This window comes from Pseudogracilibacillus sp. SO30301A (assembly GCF_037072025.1).
GTDB lineage: Bacteria > Bacillota > Bacilli > Bacillales > Amphibacillaceae > Pseudogracilibacillus.
Genome location: NZ_JAXHDD010000013.1, coordinates 44,956 through 58,792, shown reverse-complemented (window position 1 = coordinate 58,792; position 13,837 = coordinate 44,956). Strand labels below are relative to the sequence as shown.

Below are 13,837 nucleotides of genomic sequence, written 5' to 3'. Positions count from 1 at the left end.
GAACAGGAAGATTTTGATGGTATTAGTACGCTATCAGTTTGAAAAGATTCAAATTAATTATTTCCAGCACTATTAACGAAAAAAGAATTATATTTTACTACGAAATGTCGGTTTAAGATTTAATTATTTCTATTTATAATTAAGCTTAAAGTTACTTGCTCGATTAAAATCGGCATCAAGTATAGAATTCCACTAATATGAAAGAATATATCAAGTAAAATTGAAAGCGCTTTAAAATGAAGGAGGGCTGCTTTAGTAGGATTATGTAAGATTAAAGAAAAAATGAGTATTTAGCAGCTCATGTGAATGTTTGTAAATCACTTAGGGTTTATTGAATAAGACTATAAGAATAGTCCATTTATGCTTGAGTAACTTTGATTAGTAGAATTAAAGAGTGATTATTAGTGTGACGGGCATTAAGTAAGATTGATATATATATGCTACTACTATTTAACTATAAAAGGAGAGTGTCGATTGATGAATGAAAAACAAGAGCAAACATTAGCACCGTTAAACAATAAGAGTAAAGCAAATGAACTTTGGCGCTGGACGGCAAATGAACTTGCACATGGGATTCGAACTAAGTTAATTTCTTCGCGGGAGGCAACCGTAAGTAGTCTCGACCGAATTGAACAAGTCAATCCCAAAATAAACGCAATCGTGGAAGTAATCACTGAGGAAGCTCTTCAGGCAGCAGATGAAGCTGATAAAGCTGTAGCTGAAGGAAAAGCTCTGGGACCGCTTCACGGTGTTCCAGTTGCAACTAAAATTAATTCCGATCAAGCGGGGGCTGCAACGACTGATGGTGTTGTTGCATTCCAAGACAATATTGCTTCCAGTGATAGTCCACCTATAGGCAATTTACGTAAGTCAGGGGCGGTTTTTGTCGGTCGAAGCAACGTACCTTCCTTTAGTCTAAGATGGTTTTCTAATAATGATTTACATGGTAGTACTCTAAACCCTTGGGATTCTTCGAGAACTCCTGGTGGTTCAAGTGGAGGAGCAAGTGCAGCGATAGCTAGTGGTATGGTTACAATTGCTCATGGGAATGATATCGCAGGATCCATTCGTTATCCAGCGTATGCATGTGGTGTAACGGGAATTCGCCCAACAATTGGAAGGGTGCCAAGCGGAGGTGGCCCCGTTGATGCGCCGCTTTCTGCTCAATATATGGCAAATGACGGTCCTTTAGCACGAAATGTGGCTGACTTACGATTAGCTCTTTCTGCTATGTCTGACTATGATCCGCGTGATCCTATCCATGCACAATTACCTTTAATCGGGGAGCCTCTCCAACATCCGATTAAAGTAGGGGTATTGCGTGATGTGGGAGGAGCCATGCCAGATTTAGCAGTGACTGAAGCAATAGATACAGCTGTTAATAACTTAAAAAATGCTGGATATATTGTTGAGGAAGTAGAGTTATCTTTATTTGCAGAAGCACATAAGCTTTGGTGTTTATTAGTATTAGAAGATCTTCGTGGTCTCATGCCAATGATTGAAAAGTTTGGGGATGAAGCATCAAAAATAAATTTAAAGCATAATTACGAAGTTGCTAAAGAATGGTGGGGAAATATTACGTTGGAAGATTACAAACAAGGATATGCTCGTCGAGGGACACTTATTACACAGTTGCAACAATTTCAGGAAGAATACCCATTATTGCTTACACCAGTTTCAGCCGAGCAAGCTTTTGAACAAAATATCGATATTGAAAGTGTTGAAAGTAATCGTCGTTTAATGGAAGCGCAATGGCCTATGATGGCAGTTCCTTTATTAGGCTTTCCAGCAATTTCGGTACCAGTATCTGTTTATGAAGGACTTCCAACAGGAGTACAACTTATAGGGAAAAGATTCCGAGAAGACACGTTATTCGATGCAGCAGAAATTATTGAGGATCATGCGAGTATCTCGACTCCAATTGATCCATTATTTTAAAATGTCCATGTGTGATTCACTCCCAAAAAGATCATCAGCCCTTTTTAAGCACTATATATAGTGCTCTATTATAATAACAAAATATATTGCAATTTTGAAAATGTCGTTTAAAAAACAGTAGTGTATTTATTAGAGTTGTAAAGAGATAAAGTGCTAAATCTAGACATGATAAAATAGTCATCTTTCTTTATCACATTTAGCGAAAAAAAATTCATTTTTCCTACAAATTGCTGGTATAATAAAGTTTTTTCTACATTTATAATGAAATCTAATAGATAACCAGTAAAAAAATAAGTTTTTTGAAAGCGCTTTATGGAAGGGAGTGTTAATTAGAAAGTCATGAATATAGTAAGTAAGATACGGTTTGTTGGAGCGAAGGTTATTAAATAGCGTCGTTAACAAGCATCTTTTCATAATGAAAAGCAAACAAAATATACTGGCGAGATCTTATATAACGGAAATGATTTATTAAAACTATCTCAAAAAAATGCTTAAAATTCGTGGAAATGAAATTTCAATGATCTTTCAGGATCCAATCAGTTCATTGAATCCTGTATTAACCGTGCGTCATCAGATTGTAGAATCTCACGAGGATTGTTAAAATCTATACCAAAATTAGAAGACGACCGTACGCAAAAACTACACGTTATTCCAGGGAAAGTACCTTGTCTTCAGGAGATCCCGGTAGGCTGTAGATTTGTAGAACGGTGTGAATACGTAACATCTATTTGTCATGAAAAGGATCCAGATATAAAGGAAGTTTCTAATACTCATCGTGTAAAGTGTTAACACTATGATAGCGTATCTAGTGAAGGGGTGGATAATTTTGGTTGAACAAACAAAAAAACCAATCAGTGGAAACCCCTCCTTCATGTAAAAAATTTAAAGACGTATTTTCCGATTCGAAACCCAATAGGAAAAGTAATAAACAATGTAAAAGCTGTGGTAATATTTCTTTTCATCTTTAAAAGGGAGAGACTTATGGGCTTGTAGGAGAATCAGGATGTGGGAAAAGCACTACAGGTCGCACTATTCTACAATTAGTTGAACCGACGGATGGTGAATTGATCTATAAGAACGAAAATCTTTTTCAGGCAAACAAAAAAATAATCGAGAATTATCAAAAGAAATGCAAATGGTTTTTCAAGATCCGTATTCCTCTTTAAATCTAAAAAAAGAATAGGAGCTACACTGTAAAAACCATTAAGTATTTATAAGATCGGAAAAGGTAATGGAATTACTACATCAAGTAGGATTGCAGAAAGATTATTATTATCGATTTCCACATGAATTCTCTGGAGGGCAAAGACAAAGAATTGGCCTTGCAAGAGCATTAGCTGTTGATCCAAAAATATTCATTTATGACGAATCCGTATCTGCCTTGGATGTATCGATTCAGTCCCAAGTAATTAATTTGCTGCAAGAGGTACAGCAATTGCGTGGACTCACTTACTTATTTATTGCCCATGATTTGAGTGTCGTACGCCACATCTCTGATCGAGTGGTGTTATGTATCTTGGGCACCTAGTAGAAGAGGCAGAAACGGATGAATTATATGCAAACCCACTTCATCCATATACACAAGCACTAATATCAGCTATTCCGAGTCCGACTCTAGAAGAAAAAAAGAGTAAATTATTTTAAAAGGTGAGATTTCTTCGCCGATTGATCCGCCAACTGGATGTGTCTTCCATCCACGATGTCCAGTTGCTATGGATCGATGTAAACAAAAAATTCCTGAAAAAAGAGAAGTGTCATCTAATCATTTCGTTACTTGTCATTTAGTATAAGAAAGAATTCGATTGCTATGAATGATAAAATGAAAAATTAAATGCGAAAGGTGTAAAGATAAAATGAAGACTGCGAAAGTAAGTATTTTCGAGGGTACATATATAGGAAAAAAAGACAATGAGATCATTTCATTTAAAGGTATACCATACGCCATGCCGCCAACGGGTTCTTTGCGCTGGAAGGCTCCGCAATCCTTAGAGAAAAGTAGCAATGAAATGGATGCTTTTCATTTTGGTTCTTCATGTATTCAACCAGTTGACGAAATTGAACAATCTTCATTAGCGACCCAGTCTGAAGATTGTTTAACATTAAATGTTTGGACAAAAGAACTTAGTAGTGCGAAAAAACCTGTGATGGTTTTCATACATGGAGGAGGATATATTGCAGGTGCATCCAGTGATCCTGTCTATGACGGAGAAAATTTCGTTAAGCGTAATGATATTGTTTTAGTATCGATAAACTACCGGGTGAATATCTTTGGGTTTCTTAACTTAGAGGAGATAGGTGGTAAGGAATATGAAGATAGTAAATATTTGGGGACACTTGATCAAATAAAGGCATTGGAATGGGTTAAGAAAAATATTCATTTGTTTGGTGGGGATGCTGACAATATTACTATCTTTGGAGAGTCTTGTGGGGGTGGCAGTGTATCAGTATTAATGACCATACCGAAAGCGAAGGGACTTTTCCATAAAGTCATCGCTCAAAGTGGTACGTTAAACTTAGTGAAAAATACGGACATATCCAGACAAATAGGTAGAGATTTTGTTGAATTAACAGGGGCTAGCACGATAGAAAAGCTTTTAGAAATAGATGAAGATCAACTGAGGATTTATTGTGATGAACTGATGGAAAAGTACGAATATAAAAGTGAGATCATATTCGCTCCCGTAGCAGACGGAAAATTAATACCAAAAAATCCATTTGAAAGCATTGCTGACGGATTTGCATCAGATATAAAATTGATGATTGGAACTACTAAAGATGAAATTAAATTTTGGAGACTATATTATCCTAATTTGGAAGAGGTTATAGATGACTTTTTAGAACAGCAAATCGCTATAATTGGTAGAAATACTTATGATGTTGATACCACTATAAAGAAATTTTATACCTCTTCTATTACAACTGATAAACATACACGTGTAAATGAAATATTGTTTAGAATACCTTCTATTCAATTTGCAGAATTACAATCAAAATATAATGACACATGGATGTATTTATTTGCTTGGCCGTCCCAAATAGGGAAATATGGAGCTTGCCATGCAATTGATCTGCCTTTCGTTTTCCATAATTTGGATACGGAGGATGAGCAAACATTCATTGGCAATAACTTACCAGAAGACTTGGCAGCCAATGTGCAAGATGCTTGGGCAGCATTTGCAATTCATGGCAATCCGCAACATCTGAACATACCTCATTGGCCTTCATACGATACAAAAGAACGGGCAACGATGATCATAGATGAACAGTGGGATTGTGTAAATGACCCTTATAAATCTGAACGGCTTATTTTTGAAGAAATTATGCATTTAAATTCATCATCTACTGTTTAATATAGATGGGAAATGAAGTTGATTAAAAGGTGAAAAAGGAGACTGAATAATATGACTATTGGATTAGAATATGTTTTTGAGGCATTCGTCTCGGTTGATGAAGATTTAGAGATAGGTTCTGTTGCAGGTGGCTTTCGAAGTATCACACCTATTACAGGTGGGACGTTTGAAGGGCCGAGTATAAAAGGGACGATAGTTCCTGGTGGAGCTGATTGGTCAATGGGTAGAGAAGACGGAGTCATGGATATATGTGCAAGGTACACGTTGAAAACGGATGATGGAGTACTTATTTATGTAGTTAATAGAGGAATAGTCCATGAACCAGCTGAAAAAGGTATTGATTCAGAGTATTTTCGTACTACTCCTACATTTGAAGTTTCAAGTCCAAAGTATGACTGGTTAAATCATTTATTATTCGTCTGTGACTTAAAGACAGTTACAAATGATGAACAACAGTTCATAGGAGTGGCCATCAAATTTTATAAGGTAACTTAATCGTGTAGTGTAATTTTTTTATAGTTGGATTTCTCGATGAGATTCAACACTCGTAAGTCTGGTCGTTTAGTTATTTCTCAACAATCCGAGTGATTCATAAAAAAGGAGCTGAAAAGAAAATGAAATGGGTTAGATTAACGTCGCTATTTCTCATCTCTATTTTAATTATCTCAGCATGTGGTAATTCTGAAAAGGAAGAAACATTTTCAGGAAATTCAGATACTGGGGAAAAGGAACTGGCGGACAAGCTCAATATATTTAACTGGGCTGATGTTATTCCACAAGAGGTGCTTAACGAATTTGAGGAGGAATTTGGAGTTGAAGTTGTTTATTCTACTTATTCCTCAGAGCAAGAAATGATGGCAAAGATTAAGAGTGGAACCGTTCCATATGATGTTGTTTTTCCTAGTACTGGTACTTTTATAATCATGAAGGAACAGGGACTTTTACAGGAATTGGATATGGAAAATATACCAAACTTTGAAAACTTATCAGAAATTTGGACAGATCGTCCTGATGATCCAGGTGATAAATATTCAATTCCAGTCGCTTACGGAACAAACGGTATTATATATAATACCGAAAAAATAAAAGAAAAACCGACAAGTTGGGAAGACCTATGGGATCCAAAATACAAAGGACATGTTTTAGTATCTGATGACCCACAGGAGTTGTTTGGAATGGCATTACAGAGCTTGGGATATGACATAGGCAATCCAACAGAAGAACAAGTGAAAGAGGCCGCCAAAAAAATAGAAGATTTGGTACCCAATGTGTTAGCGTTTGACCCTAATCCAGAACCACAATTTATGAGTGAGCAAGCTTGGATTGGATATACCGTTTGTGCTGGGGCATCTGTTGCGCACATACAAGGTTTTGAAAAATTGGACTGTGTTCTTCCGAAGGAAGGAGGATTAAAATGGCATACCTCAGCAGTCATTCCAAACACTTCTAAGGAAAAGTATACTGCAGAGGTGTTCTTGAATTGGTATTTAAGACCTGAAATTAGCCTTGAAATGGTTAAATCATTTCCATACCCATCTCCAAATGAGGAAGCTGCTAAATTGTACACTGATGAAATGAAAAAACTGCCTTCATTAAGCACGACAGATGAAGATCTTAAAAAGGCCGCACCTACACAACCGTATTCAAGCGAAACCATGGAATTAATGAATCATTTATTACAAGAAATCCGTTCGAAATAAAAACATGGTCTGTTATCGTAAAAATGTGCAAGAAGTGTAAGCAGGCTAAAGAGTCTTTTTTGATAATGAATTGAATAAAAGAGAAAGCTCTTACAGAACTTTCTCTTTATTCTTCAAAATAATCAGTTTAGAAGGTGAAAAATTGAGACCTAAAACAAAAAAATTTTACTATCTTTTTCAATACTCGTCTTTTTATTTTTTTATGTTCCAATTGTGATTATGATGATCTATTCGTTTAATGATTCAAAACTCGGCACAATATGGACAGGGTTTACCCTTGATTGGTATCCTAAATTATTTTCCAATGAACAGATAATGAGTGCCCTGAAAAATAGTTTATACGTTGCGGTTATCACCACTCTCATTTCAACTGTATTGGGAACATTAGCTGCTCTTTCCCTCCATAGATATACATTTCCAGGGAAAAGAATAATTGACCTTTTAATATATATTCCTGTCATGATTCCGTCCCTTGTATTAGGCATAGGACTACTTACTTTATATGCTTGGCTTGGTGTTTCTCTACAACTCGAAACAGTGATCCCTGGTCATGTTGTCATCGCCACTTCGTTTGTGACTTTGGTTGTGATGGCAAGGTTAAAAGGGTTTGATTCCTCCCTTGAAGAGGCAGCAAAAGACCTTGGAGCAAACGGATGGCATACGTTTTGGAAAGTCACGTTCCCGTTAATTTCCCCTGGGGTTCTTGCGGGAGCATTAATGGGTTTCACCATATCAATGGATGAATTTGTTATTGCTTTTTTTACGACGGGACCAGGTGCGAATACGTTACCCGTTCTTATCTTTTCAATGGTTCGTCAGGGTGTTACACCCGAAATTAATGTGCTTTCAACAATTTTAATTCTTATCATCACAGCCTTAGTTTTCATAGTCGGATTAAGAAATACAAGAAAGGAGACAAGCAATGGTTAAAAATTTGAGAACTGCATATGCAATGCTATCTCCAGCTCTTATTTGGTTACTTATATTTATGATGATTCCGATAGGGATCATTGTGATTATTAGTTTCACTACTGGTGACGGGTATGGCGGCATCGTTTATGAATTTAGCGTTAGTGGATACAAAAAGACGTTTGACTTGCTATACTTAAAAATCTTTTTGCAGTCGCTTGTTTGGACCGTTACATCAACAGGTATCACACTATTGATTGCTTATCCACTTGCCTATTTTATTGCTCATGCGGGAAGATGGAAAAATATACTCATCCTATTGGTTATGATTCCGTTTTGGACTAACATTCTCGTACGGATGTATGCATGGATTATATTGTTAAATGACAAAGGCGTGATTAACAATTTTCTAATTCATTTTGGGATAATCGACGAACCCATTCAAATGATGTATACACCATTTGCTATGATCATCACTTTAGTTTACGCTTTTCTTCCGTTTATGATTTTACCTATTTATGCATCTATAGAACAGTTAGATAAAACTTATTTAGAAGCGGCCGAAGATTTAGGAGCTGATCCAGTAAAATCTTTCTTTAAAATAACTTTACCCTTAACTTTACCAGGCGTAATTGCTGGGAGTGTCATCACATTTATTCCTGCAGTCAGTATCTTTGCTGCGGCAGATTTATTTGGTGGAGGTAAAATGGTAATGATTGGAAATGTGATACGGGATGCGTTCTTGGGTGGTATGAATTGGCAGCTTGGATCAGCAATTTCCATTCTTCTAATGATATTGGTTTTATTACCAATATTTCTATATTTTAAAAGCACATCTTCAGATAATAAGATATCACTATTTTAGCGGATGGAAACCGTTTTTTCGATTGTTATGAATCTACCGAAACGAAAAACATTTTTATGCATTGGCAAACCTTTAGAGGGAAAGTATACAGAGATTTAACTAAATTTACTTTAAGATTAGAAGGGATGGATGGAACATGTCAGACATATCCTGCTTGGAAAAAAATATAGTGATTCGTGAAATACAAATAGTAGATATTGAAGCAGTCATAGAGGTTGCCCAAGCTGCTTTTGGTAATCCTAATATTGCTTTTGAGAAAAAACATTATGAAAGTCATATTGAAATTTTTCCAGAAGGGCAAGTTTGTGTAGCATATGATGGAAAAATTATTGGAGCCTCTTCAAGTGTTATTGTCAATTATAATGAATATGGGGATGACCATTCATTTGAAGAAATTTCTGGGAACAATTATATTGCAAACCATAACCCAGAAGGGAGAAATCTATATGGAATTGATGTGGTCGTTCATCCGGATTATCACAATTTAAAAATCGGTCGCCATTTATATGAAGAACGAAGAAATCTTTGTAAACGGCTGAATTTACAAAGCATTATTATTGGTGGGCGTATTCCTAATTATCATCAGTATGCTGATACATTGACGGCAGAAGAATATGTGAAACAAGTAGAGGAGCAGAAAATTTTTGACCCTGTCCTATGTTTCCAACTGAAGAATGGTTTTAAAATAAGGTCTGTAAAGGCGAACTATTTAATAGGTGATGAAGCTTCTTTGGAATATGCAACGATAATGGAGTGGGAAAATACGGATTATCGTGCTTAACAAGTATAGAAAAGGGATATTAAAGTGGTAAAATTATCTGTTTCGTATGCTTGATGAAAAATTGTTCGAATATGAAAGGGTTTGAAGTCATGTTGAATGTTTTACGGAGGAAAATTCATCCTTTGTTATAAAAATCCGTAGATACATTAGAGCGATAATGAAAAAATAAGCCAACTAAAGATCCGTTCTTAATTTTTAGAGAAAAATGGAGAGTTTTTAGCCTATATGTTTATCGGCAATACCTTATCGTTTTTTTGGGCAAGAATGTCACTTAAATATGAACATATAGAAAGTCAGTTACCCATTTTTTCACGAGGCAGGTATATGTAGAATATGATGCGAAAATTGTTGGTTGTGCATTAAGTTTAATTGTTAATTTAACGATTACGAGGAAGACCATACATACGAAGAAATTTTTGGCGATAGGTATATTCGTAATCATAAAGAAAAATGGAGTCAATTTATACGGCATTGAGATCGGAGTAGATCCTAATTACCGGAACATGGAACCTCGGTAGGAAATAGTGTGAAAACAAAATCAGTGAAACACTTCTATGTAAAATATTTCTAAGGGCACACCAAATAAGCCACAAAAAATGCACTTTTTTTTAATGGTTATCTGATGATTGTAATCACTGAATCGCGTTAGTGCGCTGAATAATTTTGTAATTCGCTGAATAATTGAATATCCCGCTGAATGTCATGGGGTTTGCGCTGAATAATCGGTCAGATCGCTGAATTATAGACTGAAACCGCTGAATCGCGTCAGTGCGCTGAATAATTTTGTAATTCGCTGAATAATTGTAAATCCCGCTGAATATCATGGGGTTTGCGCTGAATAATCGGTCAGATCGCTGAATGATAGACTGAAACCGCTGAATCGCGTCAGTGCGCTGAATAATTTTGTAATGAACAAGCATAATACAACTTTTAAATTACAGGTAGATGAAGGAAAGTATATTTATACTTATCATCTTTATTTCCTTTTACTGCACGAACCCATTTAGGATTCGCAATGGTGACATTAATTTCACCTTCAAGTAAATTGGAAACAGGGATCCAATATTTACCGGTACTTTCCATACAAACATCGGTACAATCGTATAACCAATTTTTTAATGCCAGAATCTGGTTATTAAAGGTTGAAAATTGTTTTTTCTGATAGTGTGACTCGAAGAGCGGAGCGAGTCGAGATGGAGGTTTATATGAGGAACGAAGACGAGTATATAAAGAATTTAATTTAAAAAAAGTATTATTATTGGCGGCCGGATGCCTAACTATCATAAATATGCGACACAAATGAGCGTAGAAAACTATGTCAAAGCAGTAGTGAGGAATGAAATATTTCATTCTGTTCTAACATTTCAAAAACAAATTGGTTTTACTTTTAAAAAGTCATTGCAAATTATTTACTAGATGATGAAGAATCGTTATACAATGCTGCTTGCATGGAATGGGTAAATGAGGACTATGTGGAGTAGTAGTAGCACAAGTTGAGTACTTAAAAAAGCATGAAATATACTATTGAATTTACGAGATGTAAAGTATTTAAGCAACCTTTTAGACAAATGAATTAATGTTTGTAAGTGGTTAAATGATATTGTAGTATAACATCTTACTTTAAGGTTAAATTGAATTGGAGGGATTCAGTTGGTAGAGCCAATTGTACGTTTAGAAAATATTACAAAAAAGTATGGTGATCTTCAGGCAGTCGATAATATTAGTCTGGAAGTTAAACCTGGTGAATTTTTAACTTTATTAGGTCCTTCAGGGTGTGGAAAAACAACAACTTTAAGAGTGATTGCGGGGTTTGAACAACCAACCACGGGAGATGTGTGGATTAACAATTCGAAAGTGAATGATGTTGCGCCATATAATCGTGAAGTGAATACGGTATTTCAGAATTATTCTTTGTTTCCCCATATGAATGTGTTTGACAATATCGCATTTGGTCTTAAAATGAAGAAATTTAAAAGTCAAGAAATCAAAGAACGCGTAACCAATATTTTAAAACTTGTCCAATTAGAAGACTATTATAATCGCAAGCCAACTCAATTAAGCGGTGGACAACAACAAAGAGTTGCTATAGCACGTGCCATCGTTAATAATCCCAAAGTATTGTTATTAGATGAACCTCTTGGAGCTCTCGACTTAAAACTTCGTAAACACATGCAATTAGAGCTAAAACATTTGCAACAATCGCTAGGCATTACTTTTATTTATGTTACCCATGATCAGGAAGAGGCACTTACCATGTCTGACAGAATCGTTGTTATGAATAATGGGAAAATTGAACAAGTAGGTGTTCCTCACGAAATATACGAATTTCCTAAAACGTTATTCGTCGCTAATTTTATTGGGGACACAAACATTTTAAATGGGGTTATAGCAAAAGTCGAAAAAGACAATTTAAAAATAGAAGTAGGTAAAGAATCGTTACTTACAAAAAACGATGAACAATTAAGTGTGGGACAAGAAGTCCAAGTATCAATAAGACCGGAAAATATTTCATTTTGCCAGAAAAAAACAAGTGAAGATAGTCAGCTAGAAGTAACTATTAAAGATTATATATATATAGGTTCTATAACAAAAGTTGTTGCTGAACTGGCAGATGGACAAAAATTACTTATTAAAACTGCAAACGGCACGAAAATTGAAGAAAATACGAAAAGATATGTTACCTGGAATAAGGCCGATTGTTTTATTTATCAAGAAGATATTGATCAAGCAGTAGTTCAATAATAGAAGGAAAGGTTTATTTTTGAGACCCCAATCTATTATTATAGTAGACATTTTATACTTAATTATTACATTAATAGAAGGTGAAAAGAATGAATTTTTTATCTATGTGGGAAGCAACAGCAAATGAACGAACTAATTTTCCGAAGTTAGAGGGAGATCATGAGTGCGACGTGGTCATCATTGGAGGCGGTTATTCTGGCCTTTCAACCTCCTATCATTTACAAAGTAAAAACTGTCAAACAATCGTTCTTGAAAAAGAAAGGATAGGTAGTGGAGCGAGTGGACGAAATGGAGGTGAAGTACTTACTGGTTATCTTGGTACTATGCAAGAATGGGCTAATAAGTACGGAATCGAAACAGCAAAAGAAATGTGGCAACTTTCTTTAGACTCAATTGATTTAATTGAAGGAATTATTGAAAAACATCATATTTCGTGTGATTTTATACGGAATGGAGATTTTTATGCAGCGTACAAACCATCTCATCTCGAGAGCATGAAAAAGGAACAGGAGTTTATGGCACGAGAACTTGGCTACGAAGAAATTACCATTATTGAAAAAGATTCTTTGAATACAGAATTACATACTGATTTTTATCATGGAGGTCGTGTAGATAAAAAAAGTGCTCATTTTCATCCCTTAAATTATGCACTTGGCCTTGCTGAAGCAGCCGTTCAACTTGATGGAAGGATCTTTGAATATTCTGAGGCAGTGCGTGTGGAAAGACAAGATAACAGAGTTATTGTGCACACCTCAAATGGGAGAGTTCTTGCAAATGAAATTGTCATTGTAACAAATGCTTACTCTGGTGATTTACATCAAACAATTAAGCACGCAGTTGTTCCTGTAGAAAGTATTATGATTTCCACTGAACCGTTAACAGAGGAATTGATGAATGATTTAATTCCGAATAATCGTGCCATAGCGGATTCAAAAAATCTATTGTATTATTTTCGGAGAACGGGTGATCATCGACTTGCCTTCGGTGGATCCGGGCGAGCTGCAAGTATGCATGGACTAAAACGGATGTACGATGACTTGCATACAGGGATGCTAAATGTTTTTCCGCAACTAAAAAGTGCTCCTATCGAATATCGGTGGGGTGGAAAAGTAGGCTTTACAAAAGACATGCTCCCATATATTGGACAGTTGGAAGATGGAACGTATTTTGCCTTTGGGTATGGTGGTCATGGGGCTGCAATGGCTTCCATGTTAGGGAAAGTAATTGCAAATGCGATTATCAATGATGGAGAAATGAATAATCCGCTAAAAGTCGAAAAGCTAAAACCCATTCCATTTCACAGTCAGCATGCAAAAGCGGTGGGTCTCATTAAGTTTTACAAAAAATTTCAAGACTTTGTTTCATAAGAGCAAGAACATATTTTACATTTTTGGTAAAAATCCCTTATTGTTGTGGACTATACCCTGAAGAATGAACACTTTTTAAAAAAGAGCCTATTATTCGGGGTTTTTGTGTTCATAATAATAACAAAGCCTTTATAAAATACCCTATTTTCAGACAATTTGGTCAATCCAAGGTATACGGCACGGAG

The 13,837-nt window shown here is 35.7% G+C and carries 10 protein-coding genes and 2 pseudogenes; all 12 read left to right on the top strand.

Going from position 1 to position 13,837, the window contains the following annotated elements; translation table 11 throughout:
* Positions 1-477 precede the first annotated feature (477 nt).
* The 12 genes and pseudogenes from SPD89_RS08775 to SPD89_RS08730 all read left to right on the top strand — a co-directional run bounded on the left by SPD89_RS08775 (position 478) and on the right by SPD89_RS08730 (position 13,652).
* Entirely contained in the window at positions 478-1,938 is a 1,461-nt protein-coding gene (locus SPD89_RS08775; RefSeq protein WP_336261580.1) for an amidase family protein, read from the top strand.
* 438 nt (positions 1,939-2,376) lie between these two features.
* Positions 2,377-2,521 (top strand): annotated as a pseudogene (locus SPD89_RS22990) (peptide ABC transporter ATP-binding protein); the annotation flags it as partial.
* Positions 2,522-2,532: 11 nt separating this feature from the next.
* Positions 2,533-2,727, top strand: coding sequence for an oligopeptide/dipeptide ABC transporter ATP-binding protein (locus tag SPD89_RS22985; RefSeq protein WP_442961095.1), 195 nt, complete (start codon positions 2,533-2,535; stop codon positions 2,725-2,727).
* Positions 2,728-2,838: 111 nt separating this feature from the next.
* Positions 2,839-3,728 (top strand): annotated as a pseudogene (locus SPD89_RS08770) (ABC transporter ATP-binding protein).
* A 63-nt stretch (positions 3,729-3,791) separates the two neighbouring features.
* Positions 3,792-5,288, top strand: coding sequence for a carboxylesterase/lipase family protein (locus SPD89_RS08765; protein ID WP_336261579.1), 1,497 nt, complete (start codon positions 3,792-3,794; stop codon positions 5,286-5,288).
* A 51-nt stretch (positions 5,289-5,339) separates the two neighbouring features.
* Complete coding sequence (locus SPD89_RS08760; RefSeq protein ID WP_336261578.1) at positions 5,340-5,783, top strand: DUF3237 family protein; 444 nt, start codon at positions 5,340-5,342, stop codon at positions 5,781-5,783.
* Between the two features lie 119 nt (positions 5,784-5,902).
* Positions 5,903-6,988, top strand: coding sequence for an ABC transporter substrate-binding protein (locus SPD89_RS08755; RefSeq protein WP_336261577.1), 1,086 nt, complete (start codon positions 5,903-5,905; stop codon positions 6,986-6,988).
* A 222-nt stretch (positions 6,989-7,210) separates the two neighbouring features.
* Complete coding sequence (locus SPD89_RS08750; RefSeq protein ID WP_336261576.1) at positions 7,211-7,918, top strand: ABC transporter permease; 708 nt, start codon at positions 7,211-7,213, stop codon at positions 7,916-7,918.
* Positions 7,911-8,762: an ABC transporter permease gene (locus SPD89_RS08745; RefSeq protein WP_336261575.1), complete on the top strand. Its 852-nt coding sequence runs from the start codon at positions 7,911-7,913 to the stop codon at positions 8,760-8,762. Before SPD89_RS08750 ends, SPD89_RS08745 begins: the two co-directional genes overlap by 8 nt.
* Positions 8,763-8,898: 136 nt before the next feature.
* A complete protein-coding gene (locus SPD89_RS08740; protein WP_336261574.1) occupies positions 8,899-9,543 on the top strand; it encodes a GNAT family N-acetyltransferase in 645 nt (214 codons plus the stop codon).
* A gap of 1,650 nt (positions 9,544-11,193) precedes the next feature.
* A complete protein-coding gene (locus SPD89_RS08735; RefSeq protein ID WP_336261573.1) occupies positions 11,194-12,285 on the top strand; it encodes an ABC transporter ATP-binding protein in 1,092 nt (363 codons plus the stop codon).
* 89 nt (positions 12,286-12,374) lie between these two features.
* Positions 12,375-13,652, top strand: coding sequence for an NAD(P)/FAD-dependent oxidoreductase (locus SPD89_RS08730; RefSeq protein WP_336261572.1), 1,278 nt, complete (start codon positions 12,375-12,377; stop codon positions 13,650-13,652).
* The last annotated feature ends 185 nt before the right edge of the window (positions 13,653-13,837 follow it).